At 75.7% G+C, this 21,594-nt stretch carries 21 protein-coding genes; 2 read left to right on the top strand and 19 right to left on the bottom strand.

From position 1 onward, the window contains the following. Window positions 1-104: 104 nt before the first annotated feature. Window positions 105-1,010, top strand: coding sequence for a LysR family transcriptional regulator (locus tag Q5530_RS11735; protein WP_415362196.1), 906 nt, complete (start codon window positions 105-107; stop codon window positions 1,008-1,010). A gap of 177 nt (window positions 1,011-1,187) precedes the next feature. Here the strand turns inward: Q5530_RS11735 and Q5530_RS11740 are convergent, their stop codons facing one another. The 18 genes from Q5530_RS11740 to Q5530_RS11825 all read right to left on the bottom strand — a co-directional run bounded on the left by Q5530_RS11740 (window position 1,188) and on the right by Q5530_RS11825 (window position 20,252). Then, the gene (locus Q5530_RS11740; RefSeq protein WP_415362197.1) at window positions 1,188-1,667 is read right to left on the bottom strand and encodes a flavin reductase family protein; all 480 of its coding nucleotides are present in this window, start codon (window positions 1,665-1,667) and stop codon (window positions 1,188-1,190) included. Then, complete coding sequence (locus Q5530_RS11745) at window positions 1,664-3,139, bottom strand: amino acid adenylation domain-containing protein (RefSeq protein ID WP_415362198.1); 1,476 nt, start codon at window positions 3,137-3,139, stop codon at window positions 1,664-1,666. Before Q5530_RS11745 ends, Q5530_RS11740 begins: the two co-directional genes overlap by 4 nt. Then, window positions 3,136-3,972, bottom strand: a complete 837-nt coding sequence (locus Q5530_RS11750; protein WP_415362199.1) for a hypothetical protein — start codon at window positions 3,970-3,972, stop codon at window positions 3,136-3,138. Before Q5530_RS11750 ends, Q5530_RS11745 begins: the two co-directional genes overlap by 4 nt. Then, window positions 3,966-4,565 (bottom strand): 4'-phosphopantetheinyl transferase family protein, encoded by a 600-nt coding sequence (locus tag Q5530_RS11755; RefSeq protein WP_415362200.1) that lies wholly within the window; start codon window positions 4,563-4,565, stop codon window positions 3,966-3,968. The genes Q5530_RS11750 and Q5530_RS11755 overlap by 7 nt, the downstream gene beginning before the upstream one ends. 179 nt (window positions 4,566-4,744) lie before the next feature. Further along, entirely contained in the window at window positions 4,745-5,845 is a 1,101-nt protein-coding gene (locus Q5530_RS11760; protein ID WP_415362201.1) for an acyl-CoA dehydrogenase family protein, read from the bottom strand. Further along, window positions 5,838-7,013, bottom strand: a complete 1,176-nt coding sequence (locus tag Q5530_RS11765; RefSeq protein WP_415362202.1) for an acyl-CoA dehydrogenase family protein — start codon at window positions 7,011-7,013, stop codon at window positions 5,838-5,840. The genes Q5530_RS11760 and Q5530_RS11765 overlap by 8 nt, the downstream gene beginning before the upstream one ends. Next, window positions 7,010-7,261 (bottom strand): acyl carrier protein, encoded by a 252-nt coding sequence (locus tag Q5530_RS11770; protein ID WP_380641720.1) that lies wholly within the window; start codon window positions 7,259-7,261, stop codon window positions 7,010-7,012. The genes Q5530_RS11765 and Q5530_RS11770 overlap by 4 nt, the downstream gene beginning before the upstream one ends. A 37-nt stretch (window positions 7,262-7,298) precedes the next feature. Beyond that, window positions 7,299-8,531: an alanine racemase gene (locus Q5530_RS11775; protein ID WP_415362203.1), complete on the bottom strand. Its 1,233-nt coding sequence runs from the start codon at window positions 8,529-8,531 to the stop codon at window positions 7,299-7,301. Continuing rightward, window positions 8,524-10,170 (bottom strand): class I adenylate-forming enzyme family protein, encoded by a 1,647-nt coding sequence (locus Q5530_RS11780; RefSeq protein ID WP_415362204.1) that lies wholly within the window; start codon window positions 10,168-10,170, stop codon window positions 8,524-8,526. The genes Q5530_RS11775 and Q5530_RS11780 overlap by 8 nt, the downstream gene beginning before the upstream one ends. Next, window positions 10,167-11,246 (bottom strand): acyl carrier protein, encoded by a 1,080-nt coding sequence (locus Q5530_RS11785; protein ID WP_415362205.1) that lies wholly within the window; start codon window positions 11,244-11,246, stop codon window positions 10,167-10,169. The genes Q5530_RS11780 and Q5530_RS11785 overlap by 4 nt, the downstream gene beginning before the upstream one ends. Continuing rightward, complete coding sequence (locus Q5530_RS11790; RefSeq protein ID WP_415362206.1) at window positions 11,243-12,556, bottom strand: TrpB-like pyridoxal phosphate-dependent enzyme; 1,314 nt, start codon at window positions 12,554-12,556, stop codon at window positions 11,243-11,245. The genes Q5530_RS11785 and Q5530_RS11790 overlap by 4 nt, the downstream gene beginning before the upstream one ends. After that, complete coding sequence (locus Q5530_RS11795; protein ID WP_415362207.1) at window positions 12,553-12,834, bottom strand: acyl carrier protein; 282 nt, start codon at window positions 12,832-12,834, stop codon at window positions 12,553-12,555. The genes Q5530_RS11790 and Q5530_RS11795 overlap by 4 nt, the downstream gene beginning before the upstream one ends. Beyond that, window positions 12,834-14,090: a glutamate-5-semialdehyde dehydrogenase gene (locus Q5530_RS11800; RefSeq protein WP_415362208.1), complete on the bottom strand. Its 1,257-nt coding sequence runs from the start codon at window positions 14,088-14,090 to the stop codon at window positions 12,834-12,836. The genes Q5530_RS11795 and Q5530_RS11800 overlap by 1 nt, the downstream gene beginning before the upstream one ends. Window positions 14,091-14,097: 7 nt before the next feature. Beyond that, complete coding sequence (locus Q5530_RS11805; RefSeq protein ID WP_415362209.1) at window positions 14,098-14,838, bottom strand: SDR family NAD(P)-dependent oxidoreductase; 741 nt, start codon at window positions 14,836-14,838, stop codon at window positions 14,098-14,100. Beyond that, complete coding sequence (locus Q5530_RS11810) at window positions 14,831-15,493, bottom strand: alpha/beta fold hydrolase (protein ID WP_415362210.1); 663 nt, start codon at window positions 15,491-15,493, stop codon at window positions 14,831-14,833. The genes Q5530_RS11805 and Q5530_RS11810 overlap by 8 nt, the downstream gene beginning before the upstream one ends. Beyond that, window positions 15,490-18,588 (bottom strand): non-ribosomal peptide synthetase, encoded by a 3,099-nt coding sequence (locus tag Q5530_RS11815; protein ID WP_415362211.1) that lies wholly within the window; start codon window positions 18,586-18,588, stop codon window positions 15,490-15,492. Before Q5530_RS11815 ends, Q5530_RS11810 begins: the two co-directional genes overlap by 4 nt. Then, window positions 18,585-18,812 (bottom strand): phosphopantetheine-binding protein, encoded by a 228-nt coding sequence (locus Q5530_RS11820; protein ID WP_415362212.1) that lies wholly within the window; start codon window positions 18,810-18,812, stop codon window positions 18,585-18,587. The genes Q5530_RS11815 and Q5530_RS11820 overlap by 4 nt, the downstream gene beginning before the upstream one ends. A 186-nt stretch (window positions 18,813-18,998) precedes the next feature. Continuing rightward, window positions 18,999-20,252 (bottom strand): MFS transporter, encoded by a 1,254-nt coding sequence (locus Q5530_RS11825; protein ID WP_415362213.1) that lies wholly within the window; start codon window positions 20,250-20,252, stop codon window positions 18,999-19,001. A gap of 103 nt (window positions 20,253-20,355) precedes the next feature. Here Q5530_RS11825 and Q5530_RS11830 point away from each other — a divergent pair, with 103 nt between their 5' ends. After that, a complete protein-coding gene (locus tag Q5530_RS11830) occupies window positions 20,356-20,901 on the top strand; it encodes a CGNR zinc finger domain-containing protein (RefSeq protein WP_415362214.1) in 546 nt (181 codons plus the stop codon). Window positions 20,902-20,914: 13 nt separating this feature from the next. Here the strand turns inward: Q5530_RS11830 and Q5530_RS11835 are convergent, their stop codons facing one another. Then, complete coding sequence (locus Q5530_RS11835; RefSeq protein WP_415362215.1) at window positions 20,915-21,547, bottom strand: restriction endonuclease; 633 nt, start codon at window positions 21,545-21,547, stop codon at window positions 20,915-20,917. Window positions 21,548-21,594: the final 47 nt, after the last annotated feature.

Below are 21,594 nucleotides of genomic sequence, written 5' to 3' on the forward strand. Positions count from 1 at the left end.
CACCGTACAAGTTGCTCCCGGGCCGCCGAAAAAGGCCGGCGCACCACCGGGACCGGAATGCCGCACGACGAAAACGGGGATCGCGCATTCGGCTGGAGGACACCTTGGAGACCCGTCACCTTCTCGCCTTCGCCACCGTCGCGCAGACGGGCAGTTTCACCAAGGCCGCCGAAGTGCTCAGCTGTTCCCAGCCCACCGTCACCGCCCGGATAAAAACGCTGGAGGACAAGCTCGGCGCGCCGTTGTTCCGGCGGTTGCGCCAGGGCGTCCGATTAACCCGCGCCGGCGCGGAACTGCTCCCGCTGGCCGCCGACATCATCAAGCTCACGGACAAAGCGCTGAGGGTGAACTCCGCGGGCGGTGAACCGCAGGGGGAGATCGTCATCGGCACCACCCAGGGCCTCACCGAGCACCGCCTGTTCCCGCTCGTGGAGTACGTCCACTGGCGGCACCCCGACATCCGGCTGTCCCTGCGCTCCCGCGACACCCCCGGCAACCTGGCGGCGGTGCGCGACGGCGACCTGGACTGCGCGTTCTTCACCGACGGGGTCGAGCACCGGGACGGCCTGGACGTCACGGTGCTGTGCGAGGAGCCGCTGGTCCTGGTCACCGGCCACGACCACCCGCTGGCGCACCGCCCGACCGTCACCGACACCGACCTGCGCGGCGTCACCCTGATCACGGTGGAGGACGGGGTCTCCCACCACGACCGGCTGGTGCGGCTGCTCGACCTGGGCGGCGCGGAGCACCGCTCCTCGGTGCTGACCCTCGACTCCGTCGAGGTGGCCAAGCGGGCCGCGGCGTCCGGCCTGGGTGTGGCGCTGCTGCCCTCGGTCACCGTGCGGGCGGAGATCTCGGCGGGCCGGTTGCACCGCCTGCCGTGGTCCTTCCCCTTCCGGGTCTACACGCAGCTGGCCCGGCGGCGCGGGAACCCGCCGGGCGCGGCCCTCGCCGCGCTGACCGCGGCCGCGACCCGGGTGGTCAGCGAACAGGTGGCCGAGCACGCCTGACCCGGCCACCGGTCCGGGGGTCCTCCCGCTGCGGGCCCCCCGGACCGGGCGGTGTTCTCGGGGTTCCCGCCCGGGTTCCGCCGCCGGGGTTCGGCTCAGGACCCGCCGCCCTGGGCCCCGCCGCCGGGGTCCCACCTCGGGTTCCGCCGCCCTGGCCGTCCTCCCGGCCCGGCGCCCTCAGCACCGGTGGTGCTCGCCGGCCCGCAGGACGAGCGCCGGCTGCTCCCCGCTGGTGGACCAGACGACCCGGCCGACCACCAGCGTGTGGTCGTGCACCTCCAGCGCGTCCTCCAGCACGCAGCCCACGACCGCGACCGCGCCCGGCAGCACCGGCACGCCGTCGCGCAGCACGTGCCGCACGCCGTCGAACCGGCGGGCCGGGTCGCCCGAGGCGAACCGCCGGCACAGCTCCCGCTGCTCCCAGGCCAGCGCGTTGACCGCGAACACCCCGGTGGCGCGGAGGTGCTCCAGCGTCCGACCGCCGGTGCGCAGCGACACCACCACGCTCGACGGCTCCAGCGACAGCGACATCACCGCGTTCACCGTGCACCCCACCGGTCCGTCGGGGCTCCGCGTGGTGATCACCGTGACGAACGTCGGCAGCTGCGCCATGGCCCGCCGGAACGCGTCCGCGTCGACCACCTCGACCGCGGTCACCGCGCCACCCGCTCGGCCAGCAGCGCGACCAGGGCGTTGCGGTCGGTCTTGCCGTTCGGGTTGAGCGGCAGCTCGTCCAGGACGGTCACGCCGCGCGGCACCATGTAGCCGGGCAGCCGGTCGCGCAGCGCGGCCAGCAACCCCTCGCCGTCCAGGTCGGTCCCGGTGCACACCGCCTCCAGGTCCGGTTCGCCGTCACCGCCGGGCACCGCCACCACGACCGCGCCCAGCACGCCCGGCCGGTCGCGCAGCGCCGCCTCGACCTCCCCCGGCTCGATCCGGTACCCGCGCACCTTGACCTGGTGGTCGAGCCGGCCCAGGTGCACCAGCAGGCCGTCCTCGCGGCGGACCCGGTCGCCGGTGCGGTACCAGTGCGCCCCGGTCAACGGCCCGGTGCCGTCGTAGACCACCGCCACGTCGCCGTCGAAGGTCAGGAACCGCCCCGCGTCCTCGGCCGGGTCGAGGTAGCCGGGGAACCGCTGCGGGCCGCGCAGGCACAGCTCGCCCTCGTCGGCGGGGCGGCCGTGCTCGTCCAGCACCACGTGCTCCAGGTGCGGGTACGCCGTGCCGATCGGCACCGTGCCGTTCGCCGGGCGCGGCCAGTCGGCCGGGTCGGCGGGCAGCTCGTACCCGGTGCAGGTGATGGTCAGCTCGGTGGGCCCGTAGAAGTTCTCCAGCCTGCTGCCCGGCGCCGCGGCCCGCCACGCCTCGGCCTGCCGCAGGGTCAGCGCCTCGCCGGCGAACAGGCTCCAGCGCAGGGTCGGCATGCTGCCCGGCCGCAGCGCCCGCAGCCGCTGGGCGAAGGAGATCACCGACGGCACCGAGCACCAGTGCGTGATCCGCTTCGCGTTGACGAACCGGACCGGCGCCAGCACCTCGTTGCGCGTGGGCACCACCAGCGTCGCCCCCGAGCCCCAGGCGAGGAACATGTCGAACACCGAGACGTCGAAGGTGGTGTCGAAGGTCTGCGACACGCGGCTGCCGGGCCCGACCTCGTACCTCGGGATCACGTGCTCCAGGTAGGCCGACGCGTTGCGGTGCCGGATCGGCACGCCCTTGGGGGTGCCGGTCGAGCCGGAGGTGAACAGGACGTAGGCCAGGTCGTCCGGGTCCGGCGTGCGGGGCCGCAGGCCCTCGGCCGACGCGGGCACCTCGTCGCCCTCCCGCAGCACCCGGTCGAGCCGGGCGGCCGCGGCGACGGCGTCGTTGCGGGCGGCCGGGAACTCGGGGTTGAGCGGCACCACCGTGCCCCCCAGGCGCTGCACCGCCAGGTACCCGGCGTAGGTGAGGGCGCTGCGCGCGGCCAGCAACCCGACCCGCTCGTGCGGGCCCCGGGCCAGCCCGGCGGCGATCCGGTCGGCCAGCCCCGCCAGTTCGGCGTAGGTCAACCGCTCGTCGCCGACCTCCAGCGCGACGTGGTCGCCGAACCGGGCCACCGACCCCGCGAACCAGTCGTACAGGGACCTGCTCATCCGTTCCGCCTCTCCACCGCGATGACTTCTTCGAGGGCCCGGACCACCAGGGTCGGGCGGGGTCGTCCGCGCTCGGCGGACTGCACGGCGAACCGCACGGCCCGGGGCAGCTCCGCCCACGCCGCCGCGGCCGCCGGGTCGTCGGCGTGCTTGAACCGGTGGTGCCTGGCGGCCGCCCACAGGTCCTCGGCGTGGCGGGCCAGCGCCGCCGGGTCCTCCGCGACGTGCTCGACCAGGTGCCGCAGGGCGGGCCCGGTGCCCGTCACCCACGTGCCCCGCGCCGCCGGCGGTGGCGGGACGTCCCGCCTGGACAGCCACCGGTACCGGCCCGGACCCGGCACCTCGACCGGCACGCCGAGCGCGTGCACGTCCCGGTCGTGCACCTCCGGGCGCAGCGGCGGCAGCGGCGCGAGCAGCTCCCGCAGCGCGTCGTCGTCGAACCAGCCCCGGTGGGGGCGCTGCTCGCCGTGCGGCAGCAGCGCCTCGAAGCCGTCGACGACCAGCCAGCGGCCGTCGGCGTGGTCGGCCACCAGCACCCAGTGCGGGACGTCCTCGCCGGACGGCGGCGCCCACGGCAGGTTCCGCGTGCTGGCCACGGCCAGGGCGCGGCCCGCGTCGGCCAGCTCCTCGCGCAGGCCCGCCGCGGCCCCCGACCAGTCCCCGGCCGACCGGTAGCCCAGTTCCGGGTCCAGCGGCGCGTGGTGGGTGAACGCCACCCTGCCGGGGCGGTCCACGCGCACCGACAGGGAGACCGCCTCGGCGAACCGCCGGTCGACGTCCGGTTGGTCGGGGCGCAGGCAGCCGACCAGGTTGGTCGTGTAGCAGCTCAGCATGTCCACTCCTCGAACGCGCAGCTCAACGGCACGGCGGTGGTGCGCAGGGCGACCCAGCGGAACCGGCGCCACCGACCGGACACCGGCCGCGCCGGGACGTCGATCGCCCACGGCCGCCCGGCCAGCCCGGTGCCCTCCGCCTTGACGCACGCCTCCTGCACCGTCCACACCCGGGCGAACTCCACCGCCCGCTCGGCCGCCGGCAGCCGGTCCAGCTCGGCGGCCCGCTCGCGCAGGCAGCGGCGCACGACCCCCGCCGGCAGGTCGGCGGGCGGCTGCTGGAGGTCGACGCCCACGGCCCGCCGCAGCGCGACGGCGGCGGCGACCAGGCCGCCGTCGTGCGACACGCTCACCCCGACGTCCGGTGCGCCGGCCAGGACCGGTTTGCCGGTGGCGGTGGGGGTCAGCTCGGCGTCGCGCGCCCACGGGGCGACCGCCGCGAGCAGGTCGCGCAGCACGCCCCGGCCCGCGAGGAACTCCCGCGCCCGCCACGGGGGCAGGCCGGCCGCCGCGCGGGTGTCGGCCGGGTGCGGCGGCCCCGCCGGGGTGTCGGCCAGGCGCACCCAGACGTCCTGGTGGAGCTGGAGGTTCAAGGTCGGGGTCCCGGTCGGCGTGGAGTCCGCCGGCCCGGACCTGGCGGGTCCGGGCTCCGTGGTCCAGGCTCCCGCCGCGCCGCCTCCCGCCGCGCCGGCAAGGCCGGCAGAGCTGGCCGGACCGGCCGGACCGGCAAGGCCAGCCGGACCGGCAAGGCTGGCTCCCGCCGCCCCAGCGCTCATCGAACCAGCTCCGCGAGCAGCCGGTCCGCCTGGTCGGCCACCCCGCCCAGCACGACCTCCGTCACGCCGCCCCCGACCCCGAACACCCCGGCCTCGGCCCGCAGCAGGTGCGGGCCACCGGCGGCGAACCCGTCGGCACCGTGCAGGTGCGCGCACTCCGCCAGCACCCGGTCCACGGTCAGCCCCACCGACGCCTTGAGCAGCGCGGCGGCCGTGCCGTCGTGGTCGGTGGCGATCCGCACGCCCAACACCGCCACCAGGGCGTTGAGCTGGTGCACCTGCACGAGGCAGGTCGCGAACCGCTGGCGCACGCCGTCGAGCTGCCACAGCCCCTCGCGGGCGGTCAGCGACCGCTTCGCCGCGTCGAGCGCCCGCCGGCACAGCGCGACCGCCCACAGCGCGCCGGCGAGCCGTTCGACGGCGATGTGCCGCGCGAAACCCGCCAGCCCCCGGCCCGGTCGCCCCACCAGGTGGTCGGCGGGCACCCGCACGTCGTCGAACCGGACGTGCCCGACGCCGCTGCCCGCGAACAGGTCCGTGTCGGTGGGCCGCACGACCACGCCGGGCGCGTCGGCGGGCACCAGCACCCACGAGAAGTTCGTGAAGTGCGGTCCCGGCCGCCGCCGGGCCAGCACCAGCAGCCAGGTCGCGCCGGTCGCGTTGGTGATCCACCGCTTCGCGCCGCGCACCACCAGCCCGTCCTCGTCGGACCGGACCTCGGTCCCCAGCGCGGTCAGGTCGGAGCCCGCCGCCTCGTCCGTGGCGGCCAGCGCGGTGGTGGCGGAGCCGTCGAGCGTGCGCCGCAACGCCTCCGAGCCCGGCGCCTCCTCCGCGAGCAGCGGCAGCACCGTGGCCAGCTGCACGCACGCGGCCAGCGTCACCCCGTTGAGACCCCTCGCGTCCAGCGCGGCGAGCAGCGCTCCCAACCTGCCCGGGTCGACGCCGCGTTCCGGGCGCCCGTCCCGGTAGACCCCGGCGAGCACGCCCGCCTTGCCCAGGGCCGCCCAGCAGGCCGCCGCGTCGGGCAGCGACGGCACGGCGGCGAGGGCGCGCTCCACCTGCCCGGCGAAGTCCACTGTGGTCGGCGGCTCAGGCAAAGCGCACCTCCTGGTCGAGCAGGGCCAACCGCCCGTCCGCCAGGTACAGCCGGTCGTTGCCGTAGTTGAGCGCCGCCGAGCGCAGGTCGCGCAGCGCGCGTTCCAGCCCGGTCGGCGAGTCGCGCAGGTAGCCGTGCCGCAGCCCCACCGCGTCCACCAGCTCGTCCACCGCGGCGTAGCACTCCTCGGCGGCGGTGATCTTCAGCTCGTTGAGCAGGAGCTGGGTGCGCGGCCGGGACAGGTCGTCCTCCCTCGCCACCACGGCCTCCGCCCGCCACAGCAGGGCGTTGACCACCTCCAGCCGCTGCCGGGACCGCGCCAGGCGGGTCAGCAGCAGCTCCGAGCCCAGGTCCAGCGACCCGCGCGCGGCCGGGTCGCGCAGCAGCCCGAGCACCCGCGACAGGGCGCCGCTGGCGGTGCCGAGCCAGCACGCCGACCAGCCCAGGTGCGCCAGCGGGCCGAACGTGGTGGTGACGATCTCGCGGAAGCCGCCGTGCCGCCCGATCACCTGGTGACCGGGCACCCGGCCGCGCAGCCGCAGCGCGCCGCTGGAGCTGGCCCTCATGCCCAGCGGCTGCCACTCGCCGACCGGGACGACCTCCAGCTGGTCCCGCGCGGCGTAGACGAGCGAGACCTGGTTCGCCGAGGTCGCGCCCGGACCGAGCATCGTCACCAGGAAGCCGTCCGCGTGCCCACCGCCGGTGACGATCGGGGCGAACCGGTCCACCACCAGCTCGCCGTCGTCGTCGCGCAGCTCGGCCCGCGCGGTCAGCAGGTGGCCGCCCTTGCCCGCCTCGGTGGTCACCGAGGCCAGGTACAGCTTGCCCTGCGCGATGGCGGGCAGGAGCTCGTCGCGCAGCCGGTCGCCGGCGTGGCGCACGACCGCGGCGACCTGCTGGCAGTGCATCGCGAAGATCATGGCGGCGGACATGTCCGCCCGGCCCAGCCGCGTGCTGACGGTCAGCACGTCGGCCACCGAGCCGCCCAGGCCGCCGTGCTCGACCGGCACCAGCAGCCCGAGCAGACCGGTGGCGCGCAGCTCGTCCAGCGCCCGCACCGGGAACGCGGCCTCGGCGTCGCTCTGCCGGGCGTGCTCGGCCACCACGTCCGCGACGGCGTCCGCCAGCGCGCCCAGGTCCGCCGTCCGCGGCGGCGCGGCGGCGGTCACACCGCACCGACCTCGGGTCGCGCCGCGGCGGAGACGGCCCGCCACAGGTTGCCGGCGGTGGCGAAGGTGGTGTCGGTCAGGTCGTCGTCCGCCAGCGACACGCGGAACTCGTCCTCGATGGCGAACAGCAGCTCGATGGACTGCATGGAGTCCAGGCCCAGATCGCGCAGCGACGACTCGGGGGTCAGCTCGCGGTCGCCCCGGGCGGGCAGGAAGCGGGTCAGCAGTGCGGTGAAGCGCGGGTCCATGGCGTCGGTCCTCTCGGTTCGGGACGCGGTTCGGAACTCAGTTCGGGACTCGGGTCGGGACTCGGGTCAGGGCGAGGCGGGAGGTGTGGACCACCCGGTCGCCCTCCACCACGGCTTCCGCGGGACAGGGGTGACCGAGGAAGGCGAGGAGGGAGGCGGACAGGCCGTAGGCGCCGACGTTGGGCACGGCGAGCAGGTCACCCGGCCGCAGCGGCGGCAGCGGGGCGGCGCGCGACCACGTGTCCAGCGGCGTGCACAGCGGTCCGGTCACCACCGTGGGCGTCACCGGCGCGTCGGCAGCGGGGTGCACCAGTGTCGGGTTGAGCGGGGGCAGGCGCCGCAGCCCGGACATGCCGCCCAGGTGGTTGATGCCCGACTCCAGCACGACGACGTCCCGACCGTGCGACCGCTTGACGTCGAGCACGGCGGTCACCAGCGACCCCGCGGTGCCGACGAGGTAGCGGCCGGACTCGAAGACGACCTCCGGCCCTCCCCCTCGCCAGCCCGGCGCGTGCTCGTCGAGCAGGTCGTGGAGGCCCTCGCGCAGCCCGGTCAGGTCGACCGCGCCGCCCGCCCGGCCGAACGGCGCGCCGAACCCGCCGCCCAGGTCGAGCACGTCGGCCCGGAAGCCCTCGGCGCGCAGCTTCGCCGCGGTGGCCAGGCTGCGGCCGAACTGGGCGAGCAGGTCGTCCACGCCGGCCAGGTTGGTCCCCATGTACAGGTGCAGGCCGACCACCTCGACGTGCTCGCGGTCGCCGAAGCGGGTGGGCTCCGCGAGCACCCAGGCGACGTCCGCGCCGAACTGCGAGGTGACCCCGGTCATGGTCAGGCCCTGGCCCGGTTCCGGCTGGTCGTCGTTGATCCGCAGCAGGCAGCGGGCCCGGACGGACTCCGCGCGCGCCGCCGCGTCCAGCCGGTCCAGCGCGTGGGGCGAGTCCACGGAGAACTCGCGCACGCCCAGCCGCAGGGCGCGGACGAGGTCGGCGTCCCGCTTGCCCGGCCCGTTGTAGAGCAGGGTGTGCGCGGGCCACCCGGCGGCGAGCGCGGCGTCCAGCTCGCCCGGCGAGCAGACCTCGGCCCGCGCGCCGCCCTCCCGCAGCGCGGCCAGCAGGTGGGGGTGGGGGTTGGCCTTGAGCGAGTAGTAGTGGCCGCACCGCTCGGGCAGCGCCGCGCGCAGCCGCGCCTGGTTGGCGCGCACCTCGGCCAGGTCGTAGACGTAGGCGGGGGTCTCGACGCCCTCCCGCAGGGCGGTGGCGACGGCGTCAGACACCGCTGGTCACCTCCCGCAGCAGGGCCTTGCGGTCGACCTTCCCGTTGCCGGTCAGCGGGAGCGAGGACACCACCACGCACCGGTGCGGGATCTTGAACTCCTCGATCTCGTCCTTCAGGAGCGCGGTGACCTCGTCCGCGGTGACCCGCCCGACGACCACCAGCACCGCGGGCCGGTCGCCGTCCGGCGGGAGCACCACCGCGGACTCCACACCGGGCACGCGCCGGGTGGCGGCCTCGACCTCGGTCGCGCTGACCCGGAAGCCGCGCTGCTTGTAGATGTCGTCGCGGCGGCCGTCGAAGTAGACGTAGCCGTCCTCGTCCAGCCGGCCGTAGTCGCCGGTGCGCAGCTCCGGGAACAGCCCCTCGGCCAGGTGGAAGCGCCGGGCGCTCAGCTCGGGCCGCCGCCAGTAGCCCGCCATCACGTTCGGCCCGCGCACGACCAGCTCGCCCAGCTCGCCGGGCGGCAGCCGCCTGCCCTCCTCGTCGATCGCGAACAGCTCGGTGCCGGGCAGGGCGCGACCGGACGCGCCGGGGCGCTCCAGGTCGCCGTCCGGCGGCATGATCGCGGCCCGCTTGCACTCGGTGAGGCCGTACATCAGCTGCACCCGCAGGGTGGGGACCGCGGCGCGCAGCGCGTTCAGCGGCTCGACCGGCATCGCCGCGCCGGTGTTGGTCAGCAGCCGCAGCGGCGGCGTGCCGGCACCGCCGGAGCGCTTGACCAGGCGGGCCAGCGTCTCGGCCACGGCGGGCACCGAGGCCAGCACGGTCGCCCGCGCGCCGACCAGGTTGCGCAGCAGGGACGGACCGACCTCGGCCGGCTGCCCCAGCCGCACGTGCGCGCCGCTCGCGGCGCCCAGGAACAGCTGGTACAGCCCGTAGTCGAAGGACAGCGGCAGCGGGCAGTAGACGACGTCGTCCGGGCGGTAGGTCAGCTGGGACTGGATCGCCCCGACCGCGAACACCACCTGCTGGTGCGTGCTGACCACGGCCTTGGGCAGGGAGGTGGTGCCCGAGGTGTAGATGAGGCAGACCGGGTCCACGGCCAGCGGGCCCGGCGCGGGGGCGGGCGCGTCGGCGCCGGCGGGTGCGTCGGCGCCGGCGGGTGCGTCGGCGAAGGCGGGCGTGCCGGCGAAGGCAGGTACGTCGGCCCGGCCGGGCACGTCCGCGAAGGCAGGTGCGTCCGCGAAGGCGGGTGCGTCGGCGCCGGCAGGTACGTCGGCGCGGCCGGGCGCGCCGGCGAAAGCCGCCGTCCGGATCTCCCCGGGCGTGGCGACCAGGACGCCGCGGGACCGCGCCGCGGCCCGCGCCCCCTCCTCGGCCGCGACCAGCAGCACGGGCCCGCTGTCGTCGAGCACGTGCTCCAGCGGACGCCCGCGGGTCTGCTCGTGCAGCACGGTGAACGCCGCGCCGATCCGCGAGGCCGCGTACACCAGCACCGGGACCACCGGGTCGGACGGCGCGACCAGGACGACCCGGTCACCCCGGGCCACGCCCCGCGCGGTCAGCCACGCCGCCAGCCGGCGACTGCCCTCCGCCACCTGCCGGTGGGTGAGCGAGTCCGCGGCGGTGGACACCGCGGTGCGGTCCGGCCAGGCCAGCGCCGCCGCGTCGATCAGGTCGTGCAGCAGGGTCGTCATTCCGGTCCTCCGGAGGAGCGAGAGACGAGACGGCACAGGTCGTCGAGCCGGTGCAGGTGCTCCGGCACCAGGTCCTCGGCGTCGAACTCGACGCCCAGGGCGGACTCCAGGCGCTCGACGATGTCGACCACCCGGAACGAGGAGAACGAGGGGAAGCTCGGGAACGGCTCGCCGCGCAGCACCTCGACGGGGTCCACGCCCAGCACCCGCGCCACCACGGCCGCGACCTCCCGCCGCAGCCCGTCGAACACGACCCGGTCGGCCGCGAGCAGGTCGGCCAGCCGGGGCAGCACGCCGGGCGGCTCCGCCCGGCCCCGCGCCACCCGGCGGTAGGCCAGGTAGGTCTGCTCGGCCAGCGCCTCCCACCGCCGGACGTGCTCCTCGAACACCGCGGGCTCCTCGTGGCACGCCGCGTGCAGCCGCCGGGACCTGGCCAGCAGCCACGTCTCCAGGGTCAGCCGGCGCAGCGCGGCCACCCGGTCCGGGTGCTCCCGGTAGGCCCGGACGTAGGCGTCCACGACCTCCGGTCCGGCGTGGTCCTGCCGCGGCCGGACCCCGGCGGGCGGGTCCACCGGGTCGAGCCGGAACACCCGCGCCCCGTCCGGGACGGCGGCCGACAGCTCCGCCGCGGACAGCTCCCGGCGGTCCGGTCGCGCCGAGCCCCACTCGGTGTCGTTGTGGTAGGCGTCGTGCACGACGAACCCGGTGGGCCCCGCCTCCACCAGGAAGCTGTGGTCCATGTGCTCGTGCCCGTGGTAGGGCACCCACGGCAGGTGGAAGGCGTCCGCGACCACGTACACCAGGTCGTGGCCCCGCAGCAGGTCCGCCGACGTGGCGGCCCGCCACGTGCCGGCCACGGCCAGGCCGAGCAGGCGGCGCGCGTCGAGCAGGTGCTCGTCGAGGGTCCGCTCCACCGTGGGCAGCCCGTCCGGACCGGGCACGGGCGCGAACCGCAGCCGCGCCCCGAGGGCGAGGTGCCGCCCCGCGCCGTTCGCGCGGTCCGCCAGCAGCGCCAGGTTCGCCTGCACGCAGTCCAGCAGCTCGGCGCGCACGACGACGTCGGTCGGGGCGGTCACGTCCGCGCCCCTTCCACCCGGGGCAGCCCGGCCACCGCCGCCAGCAGCGCCTCCGGCGCCGGCGCCTGGTCGCTCAGCTCGCCGTCGAGCAGCTGCCGGTAGGCGCCCAGGTCCAGGTAGCCGTGGCCGCTGACGCAGACCAGCACGCCGCGCTCGGCCCCGCCGGTCGCCAGCCGCGCCGCGGCGGCCAGCGCGTGCCCGGACTCCGGCGCGGGCAGCACCGCCTCGCGCACGGTGAAGCGGCGGCCCGCCTCCAGCGCCTCGACCTGGTCCACCGCGACGGCGTCGACCTGGCCCGCGTGCCGCATCGCGGAGACGAGCTTGGCCGCGCCGTGGTAGCGCAGGCCCGCCGAGTGCGAGTCCGGGATCGGGTAGGAGCTGCCGATCGTGTACATCGCCTCCAGCGGACCGGTGCCGGTGGCGTCGGTCTGGTCGTAGGCGTACACGCCCCGGGTCAGCTTGGGCGTGGAGCTGGACTCCGCGGCGACGAGCCGGGGCGGCCGGGTGCCGCCGGCGGCGGCCTCGGCGTGGAACGGCAGCGCGATGCCGCCGAAGTTCGACCCGGCCCCGACGCAGCCGACCACCGCGTCCACCTCGGCGTCCAGCTCGGCCAGCTGCGCGATCGACTCGATGCCGATGACCGACTGGTGCAGGATGCTGTAGGTCTCGCCGCTGCCGATGCAGAACGCCGCGCCCTCCTTGCCCGCGGCGTACTCGACCGCCTCGCCGATGGCCAGCGACAGGCTGTTGCCCTGCCCCCGCGTCTCGCGGGAGACCCTGGTCGTGCCGGTCGGGCTGGCCAGCACCTCCGCGCCGAGCATCCGCATCAGCACGCCGCGGTAGGGCTTGCGCTCCAGGCTCGACCCGACCATGAACACCGTGCAGCGCAGGCCGAACAGCGCGCAGGCGGCGGCCAGCGCGGTGCCCCACTGGCCCGCGCCGGTGCCGGTCACCAGCTCCCGCACCCCGGCCCGCTTGTAGTAGTACGCCTGGGCCAGCGCGGTGTTGAGCTTGTGGCTGCCGGAGATGTTGCCGCCCTCGTACTTCACGTAGACGGGCACCCGCGCGCCCACCGCCTCCTCGAAGCCGGTGGCCCGCCACAGCGGGGTCGGCCGGAACTTGCGGTAGGCGTCGAGCACCTCCTCGGGGATCTGCCAGTACTCGCGCGGCTGCACGCTCTGCCGCACCAGCTCCATGGGCAGGTTGACGCCGATGCCGTGGCCGCCGCTCGTCTCCGGGGAGCGGTCCTCGGGCAGTGGGATGGTCAGGTGCGGCAGCACGCTGCGCCAGCTCGTGGTCCACGCGCTCACCGCGCCACCTCCACCGCGTCGAGCACGACGGCCACCAGGTCGTCGACGGTGGTGAAGGTGCGGCCCACGAACAGGTCGTCGGGCAGCGTCACACCCAGCTCGTCCTCGAGCCGCACGAGCATCCCGACGAAGCCGAACGAGTTGACCCGCAGCAGCTCCCCGCTCAACGGCTCGTCGCCGCGGACGGTGCCCGGGTCGATCGACAGCCGCGATTCCGCGACCACCACGCTCTTGACCGTGCGGGTGACGGTCACGCGGTCCAGTGCCCCGACGGACATCAGTGCCCCCTTTCGGCACGCAGCGCACCGCGTGCCTCGACGACCCAGGTGTGGGTGAGCAGCGCGGACACGGTCACCGGACCGCGCACGTGCAACCGGCCGGTGCTGATGGAGATCTCGGAGCCCAACCCGAGGGTCGGGCCGTCGTGCAGCCGAAGCGAGCCGTTCACCACGACCGCGGCGGCGTCCACCCCGCGGGTGAACCGCTCGACCACGTCCCCGTCGGCGCTCACCACGCCCTCGGTGTGCGCCGACCCGTAGCGGCGGACGTGCTCGACCGCGGCGTCCACCCCGGTCACCGGCAGCACGCCGATGGTCGGTTCGAGGAACTCGCGGCCGAGGTCGTGCGGCGCCAGCTCGGCGATCCGCACGCCGCCGCCCGGTCGGGCCCGCAGCCCGCCGCCGAGCTTGAGGGTGACGTCCGCGCCGGTGCGGACCAGCTCCCCGACGAAGTCCTCCGCCACGTGCTCGTCGACGAGCACCAGCTCCAGCGTGTTGCACGCCGAGGGCTCGGCCAGCTTGCTGTCCAGGGCGATCGCGGCGGCCCGCGCGAGGTCCGCGCTGCCGTGCACGTAGAGGTGGTTGACGCCGCCGCCGCTGGCGATGACCGGCACCGAGCCGGCCGAGCGGCAGTGGTCGATCAGCGCGGGGCTGCCGCGCGGGATCAGCACGTCCACCGCGTCCGGCCGGCGCAGCAGCTCGCGCAGCACCGAGCGGTCCGGGTCCTCGACCACCGAGACCAGGCCGGCCGGGAGCCCGGCGGAGACCAGCGCCCCGTGCACCGCGGTGGCCAGGGCGGCGTCGGTGTCGGCCATCTCCTTGCCGCCGCGCAGCAGCACGCTGTTGCCGACGACCACCGGGATCAGCGCGCCCTCGACGGTGACGGTGGGGCGGGCCTCGTAGACCATGAAGACCACGCCCAGCGGCTTGGCCACCCTGCGCAGCTCGCCCCAGTCCCCGATCGGGACCGGTGGGGCGGGCGCGGTCGCCGGGCCCAGTTCGGCGGTCACCGCGTCGATCAGCCGGAGCAGGCCGTCGAGGTGGCCCTCGGTCAGGCGCAACCGCTCGACCAGCACCGGGGAGAGCCCCCGGCGCTCGGCGCGGGCCACGTCCTCCGCGTTGGCCTTGAGCACCAGCGGCCACGAGTCGGTCAGGTGTTCGGCGAGCGCGCCGCAGTAGCGGCGGTAAGCCGGGTCGCCCACCGGCGGGGCCGCGCGCAACGCGGCCCGTGCGGAACTCAGCAACTGCTCGGTCATGGTCTCCTCACCACATGAACTGGCCGCCGTCGACGATCAGCTTCTGGCCGGTCAGGTAGCCGCTGTTCGGGCTCACCAGGAACTCCAGCGCGTCGGCGATGTCGTCGGGGGAACCGAGGCGTCGTCGGGGGATCTCGGCCAGCACGGCGGCCAGCCGGTCGGGGTCGTCGAGCCGGAACCGGGTCCGCAGCTCGTCGGTGTCGGTCATGCCGGGGATCAGGCAGTTCACCCGCACGGTCGGCGCCAGCTCCAGCGCGAGGCACTTGGTGAGCTGGAGCAGGCCGGCCTTGCTGGCGCAGTAGTTCGCCCCGTCGAGCCGGGGCCGGATGCCGGTCGTCGCGCCGATGTTGACCACGTTCCCGGAGCCGGCCGCGACCATGGCCGGCGCCAGCGCCCGGGTCAGCCGGAACGGGCCGGACAGGTTGGTGTCGAGGACGGTGGACCAGTCCTCCTCGGACATCTCCAGGAACGGCCGGTCGACGTTGACGCCGGCGTTGTTCACCAGCACCGAGGGCGTCCCGTGCGCGGCGAGCAGCCGGTGCGCCCAGGAGGTCACCGCCGCCGGGTCGGCGACGTCGACCCGGTCCGCGCCCACCCGGTCGCCGTGCTCGGCCACCAGGCGCTCGGCGGCCGCCTCGTCGCCCTGGTACAGCGCCACGACGCGGTACCCGAGCTTGACCAGGCGGGTGGTCAGGGTGAGGCCGATGCCCCTGGTGCCGCCGCTGACCACGGCGAGCCGGTCAACCATCGAGGAACTCCTTGACGTGCGTGACGAGGGTGGCCAGGTGCTCGGGGGCGAAGACCTCGAAGTGGCCGCAGGCCAGGTGCCGGGTGCGCAGGTCGCGGGCCAGCGAGGGCCAGCGGGTGTCGGTGTTGTCGGGGCAGCGGACCAGCAGCGCGGGCCCGTCGTAGCGGCTGCGCACGCGGTGGCGGCTCATCGCCCCCAGGTGGGCGTCGGTGACGGCGGCGACGCGCTCGCGGGCGTCCTCGGTGGGCGCGAACCCGGCGGAGGCCACCACCTGCTCGCGCAGCCGGTCGTCGCCCGGCTCGGGGTCGGCGGTGCTGTCCACCAGGACCACGGCGGGCCGGGCGCCCCGCTCGGCGAACCGGGCGGCCAGCTCCCAGGCCAGCACGCCGCCCATGGACCAGCCGAGCAGCAGGGCCGGTGGCCGGTCGACGAGGGCCGCGTAGCGCTCGACCATGGTGGGCAGGTCGTCGTCGGGGCGCTCGCCCGGCAGCAGGCCGGCCGCGCGGACCGCGTGCACCGGGCCGCGGGCGGCCAGTTCGGCGGCGAGGCCGAGGTAGGGGCCGACGCCGCCGCCCGCCGGGTGCAGCAGCAGGGTCGGCGCGCCGTCGCCCGCGGCCAGCGGCACCAGCAGGTCCGTCCGGTGCGCGGTGGTCATCGGAGCCCCCGGACCAGCTCCGCCAGCGCGGACACGGTGGGGGCGCGGAAGAAGTCCAGGAAGGGGACGCGCACGCCGTGCTCCTGCTCGACGCGGCCGAGCGCGAGCAGCACGGTGAGCGAGTGCGCGCCGACCTCCAGCAGGGAGCGGTCGAGCGGCGGCGCGGGGTGGTCCAGCAGCTCCGCCCACAGGGCCTGGAGCTCCGCCTCCAGCGGGTCGTCGGGCGTGGTGCGCCCGCCCCGGTCCGGGCCCCGCTCGTCGGCCGCCGCGTCCGCGCGCCGCAGCAGGGCGGCGCGATCGACCTTGCCGTTGCCGGTCAGCGGCACCTCGGCCACGGTGAAGGCGCGCGACGGCACCGTGTACGGGGGCAGCGCGTCGGCCAGCCGCCGCCGCAGTGCCTCCAGGTCCGGGACGTCGCCCTGGACGAACAGCACCAGGTGGCGGTCCGCGCCGTCGCCGCGCGCGACGGCCACCGCCCGGCACACCCCGGGGTGCCGCTGGGCGACGACCTCGACCTCGCCGAGTTCGACGCGGTGGCCGCGGATCTTCACCTGGTGGTCGTCGCGCCCGAGGAAGACCAGCACGCCGTCGGCGTCCCACAGGACCTGGTCGCCGGTGCGGTAGCGGGTCGTGCCGTGCGGGTCGGGGACGAACCGCTCGGCGGTGCGCCCCGGCTCGCCGACGTAGCCCAGGGCCGGGCAGTCCCCGCCCAGCAGCAGCTCGCCCGCCACGCCGCGCGGCGCGAGGTGGCCGGTGCGGTCCACCACCTGGGCGGTGACCCCGGTCAGCGGCACGCCGATCGGCACGTGCGCCGGCCAGTGCGGGTCCTCGGCGGAGAGCCGGTGGGTGGTCACCGCGTGCGTCTCGGTCGGACCGTAGAGGTTGACCAGCCGGACCCCGGGGTGCCGGGCGAAGAACTCCCGCACCACGTCGTCCAGCACCAGCTGCTCACCCGAGACGCACACGTACCGCAGGTGCCCGAACTCCAGCCCCTCGGCGGCCTGGACGAACGGCCGCAGCGCCGCGACCGGCAGGTAGACGTGGGTGACCGCGGCGTCGAGCACCCGGCGCGCCACGGCCGGGAGGTCCCGCCGGTCGGCCGGGTCGCGCGAGACCACCGTGCCGCCCGCGGCCAGCGTCGGCACGATCTCCTGGAAGGACACGTCGAACCCGAGCGGCGCGTACTGGAGGAACCGGGTGCCCTCGTCCATGTCGAGCGCGTCGAGCTGCCACGCGGTCAGGTTGACCAGCGGGCGGTTGTGCATCAGGACGCCCTTGGGGTTCCCGGTCGAGCCCGAGGTGAACATGACGTAGACACCGTCCTCTTCGGACGGTGCGCCGGGGTCGCCGGCGCCGGCCGCGGTGTCGCGCAGCTCCGCCACCGGGAACACCGGCACGCCGGGGTCTCCCCCGCCGACTGCGATGCGGCAGTCGGCCCGGCCCACCACGTAGGCCAGGCGCTCGGCGGGCAGCGCCGGGTCCAGCGGCAGGAAGGTGGCGCGCAGCCGCAGCACGGCCAGCACCGCGACGACGGTGTCCACCAGGGTGGTCGTGGTCAGGCCGACGACCCGGCCGGGGGCGACGCCGCGCCCGCGCAGCCCGGCCGCGACGGCGGCGACCTCGCGGCCCAGCTCGGCGTAGGTGAGGGCGCGGCCCTCCTCCTCGACCGCGACGGCGTCCGGTCGCCGGGCGGCGACCCGGGCCAGCCAGCCGTCGAGGTCCGCGCACGGCGGTTCCCGGCGGAACCCGTCGGTGTGGCGCGCCTCCCGCGCCGAGGCGTCGTCGAACAGCTCGCGCAGCGGGGTCGAGGGGTCGGCGGCGGCCCGGTCGAGGGCGAGCCGCAGGGAGTCCTCGACCGCACCGGCGATCGGCTCGGGCAGCAGGTCGAGGTCGTGCTCCAGCTCCAGCACCCAGCCGTCCGGGGTGGGGGTGACCCCCAGCCACAGGTCGAACTTCGCGGTGCCGGTGCCGTGCTCGCGCACGGCGCGCACGGCCGAGCCGGGCGGGGTGGCGGTCGAGTCCTGCATGGCGAGCATCGCGGAGAACAGCGGGTTGCGGGCGCCGTCGCGGTCCGGGTCGGCGTGCCGGACGACCCGGCCGAACGGCACGGTGACCGCCCGCCGCACCTCGTCGACCTCGCGGTCCACCGCGGTGCGCGCGTGCTCCGCGAACGCCCGGTCCCAGTCCACGTCCACCACCAGCGGCAGGGTGTTGACGAAGAAGCCGCACAGGTCGTGGGAGGCGAGGGTGCGCCGCGCCATCAGCGGGCTGCCGAAGGTGACCCGGTCGGTGCCGCCGTGGCGGGCGAGCACGGCCGACCAGACGGCGGAGAAGAAGGTGAAGGGGGTGACGCCGAGCGCGGTGATCGCGCGGTCCACCGCCGCGGAGCCCGCGGCCGACAGCGGCAGCTCGCGGCGGGCGCCGCGGAAGTCGGTGGTGGTGGGGCGGTGGGGTCGCGGGTACAGCACCACCGGCGCGGTCCCCCGCAGCCGGGCGGCGATCGCCTCGGCCCGCTCCTCGGTGGTGGCCGCGGCGGCGGCCCTGACCTGGGCGTCGAGTTCCCGCCGCAGCGCCCGCTCGCGCACCGGGCGCACCGCCGCCACGTCCAGGGTCCCGGCCAGGGCCGCGTCGAGGTCGCGGACCAGCGGTTGCAGCGAGTACCCGTCGAAGACGGTGTGGTGCACGGAGAGCAGCAGCGTCGACGCGTCGCCCGAGGTGGAGCTCAGGTGCACGGCGCGCAGCAGCGGGGCCTCGCCCGGGTCGAAGCCCTCGGCGGCCAGCTCCGCCAGCGCGCGGCCGGTGCGCGCCCCGAAGTCCCGGTCGACCGGCACGTGCCGCAGCGGGACCTCCCGCTCGGTGAACGGCTCCCGCAACCAGGCGGCGGGTTCGGGCAGCTCGCGGAACGCCAGGCGCAGCGCCGGTTGCGCGTTGAGCACGGCGGTGAGCGCCGCGCGCACCTCGGCGGCCGACCGGTCCGGGTCGAGCCGCAGCTCGACCAGCACGGTGTAGAGGTTCCCGACGGGGACCGAGCGGTGCACCACCAGCAGGCCGAGCTGCGACTCGGTCACCGGGGCGGCGCTGATGACGGCCGTCACCGGGCCACCTGCCCGGCGACCCAGGCCCGGAACCGGCCCAGCGTCTTGAGGTCGGCCAGCTCCGCGAGGTCGATCTCCCGGTCGGGATCGGGCACGAGTTCGGCCACGACGCGCAGCGTCGTCAGCGAGTCGAGCCCGATCTCGGCCAGGGTCGAGGCGTCGGTGAAAGGCACGCGGACGAACCGCCGGATCGTGGCGTCAATGTCTTCGGCGAAAATCTGCACGGCAGGCTCCATCGACCAAACTCCCAGGTGGGTCCGGGAACACCGGAGGCGATGAATCCAGGATGCGCGCCCTCGGACGGGATTTTCAACCGAGGATCGGGGCTTCCATAGAACCGGCCGATGGTCGAATAGGAGCAGTTGGAATAATTTCCGGTAATGCTTTTCCGAGCCGTTCGGGCTCGCGGGTCAGGCGTCGGTCCGGGTGTAGATGCGGTTCAGCACGGCGGGGGTGAACGTGCGCAGGAACGGCACGATCAGCGCGAGGGTGGCCAGGGCGAACACCGCGAAGGCGACCCGGAAGCCGAACCACTCGGCCAGCACGCCGACGAGGGCCGCGCCGACCGGCATCGCGCCCCAGCTGAACAGCCGCAGGGCGGCGCTGAAGCGGCCCATCATCTCCGGCTCCACCAGCAGCTGGGTGATCGTGCGCGAGTTCACCGTCCACAGCGTGCCGCCCAGGCCGCCGAAGAACGCGGCGGCGCCGACGGCCACGGCGTTGGTGGTCAGCACCGGGACGGCGACCATGGCCAGCGTGCCGACGAGGTCGACGAACATGACCGTGCGGCGGCCGAGCAGGCGGTTGAGCGGGCGGACGGTCAGCGCGCCGACCAGGCCGCCGACGCCGAGCGCGCTGAGCACGAAGCCGTAGCCGCGCGGGTCGAGGCCCATGGTGGTCGTGGCGATCAGCGGCATCAGCGCCAGCCACGCGCCCCAGCACGCGCACAGCACGGTGAGCACCAGGGCCATCAGCCGCAGGACCTGGCTGCGCCACAGCACCTTCAGCCCCTCGGCGATGTCGCCGTGGACCGAGGTCGCCCCCCGGTCCCCGGTCCGCGCCACGCGGAACCTGCCCACCAGGAACACCAGCACGCCGATGCCGATGACGTAGGCCGCCGCGGTGGCGCCCAGGGCCACCGACGCGCCGGCCGCCACCAGCAGGCCGCCCACGAAGGGCCCGCAGAACTCGTTGCAGACGGTTTCCGCGCCCGCCACCCACGTGTTGGCGCGCTCGCGGCCGGCGGGGGCGACCGCGTCGGGCACGAGCGCGCCCGCCGACGTCAGCGCGATGACCTCCGCGACGCCCAGGGTCAGGCCGCCCGCGTACAGCAGGGGCAGGCTGGTGGTGCCCGCGGCCGCCGCGGTGAGCAGCCAGCCGACCACCACCAGGCGCATCCCGTTGGCGACCCACAGCAGGCGGCGGCGGTCGACCCGGTCGACCAGCACGCCGACGTGCAGGGCCACCAGCAGCCAGGGCAGCGTCAGGGTCAGCCCGACCGCCGAGATCTGGAGCGGGGAGCTGGTCAGGGCGGTCGCCATCAGCGGCAGGACCACCTTGGTCACGCCGTCGGCGAGGTTGGTCACGGCGGTGAAGGCCACCAGCACCCCGGTGTTGCGGGTGCTGGTCCGGTCGATGCCCGCCGGCACGGCAGTGGTCGTCATGGCTACCCCTAACCACCTATGGCGTTAGCCGGTCAGTTCCTGCTCCAGCGGCTACCCTAGAGGAGTCCGGGATAACCATCAACCGCGTTAGCTGGTGGGAAACATGATCGAACCCTCCCCCGAAGCGGAGTTGACCAGGGCTTTCACCAACACCGTCGACCTGGAGGACGAGACCGACGAACTCGCCGCGAGCGACTCGGCCGCCGCCTGGCTGCGGGCCCGGGGGCTGGTGGACGAGCCGGTGCCGCTGACCGCCGAGGACCACCGCCGGCTGCTCGACCTGCGCGCCGGCGTCCGGTCCGCGCTCGGGCAGGTCCAACCGGGCGGGCTGGCGGCGGGCGAGGCCGTGCTCTCGGGCCTGCCGGTGCTCGTCAGCCTCTCCGCCGGCGGGCTGGTGCCCGCGCCGGGGCTGACCGACGTCGACCGGGCCCTGGCGCGCCTGGCCATCGCCTGGTCCGCGCTCGTGACCACCGGCGAGGCGCAGCGGCTGAAGCGGTGCGCGGACGACGTGTGCGGCTGGGTCTTCTGGGACGTGTCGCGCAACCACAGCAGGCGCTGGTGCAAGATGCGCGTCTGCGGGAACCGCGCGAAGTCCCGGCGCTACTCGGCGCGGCAGCGGGAGTTGCGCCTCCGGGAGGAGACCGCCTGACCGGCGACCCGGGTCACGCGGAGTCGACCAGGATCGGCGCCACGCCGCTGCGCGCCCACGCGGCCAGGCCCTGCCGGTCCACCAGGGTGATGCCGACCTGCGCCGCGACGGACCGGGCCGGCCCGGTGAACGTCGAGGTGGTGACGATCAGCGGGTGGTCGGCGCGGTGGTAGTACCGCGCGGTGCCGGAGAACCGCTGCACGGCCTCGCTGCCCACCTTGTTCGTCGGGCTGTAGCGCTTGCACTGCACCACGACCCGGCCGCCGTCCGGCGCGATCGCCACCACGTCCGCGCCCGCGTCGCCCGACCCGCCGACGACCTCCACGTCCACGCACCCCGACCGGCGCAGCAGCCGGGCGGTCCACTGCTCGAAGTCCGCGCCGCTCATGCCGTCGGTGGACTCGACGGCGCGGTCCAGTTCGGCCTGGAGCACCGACTCGGCCCGGCGCCGGCGCAGCCGCAGCACCAGGACCGCCACCCCGACGGTCAGCCCCGCGCCCGCGATTCCCGCGGACAGCACCGGGTACGCCTGGACGAACCACCACAGCAGCAGCACCGCGACCCCGACCGCGATGGGCACCAGCGGCACCCGGTCCCCGCGCCGCTTGGCCTTCGGCTTCGCGCGCGTGCGCCGTTTCGCCCCCATCCACTCCCCCTCGTCCCGTCCAGCGTGCGGGGGCGCCGGCGGGCGGC

The organism is Saccharothrix sp. BKS2 (genome assembly GCF_047689505.1).
GTDB classification, from domain to species: domain Bacteria; phylum Actinomycetota; class Actinomycetes; order Mycobacteriales; family Pseudonocardiaceae; genus Actinosynnema; species Actinosynnema lopnurensis.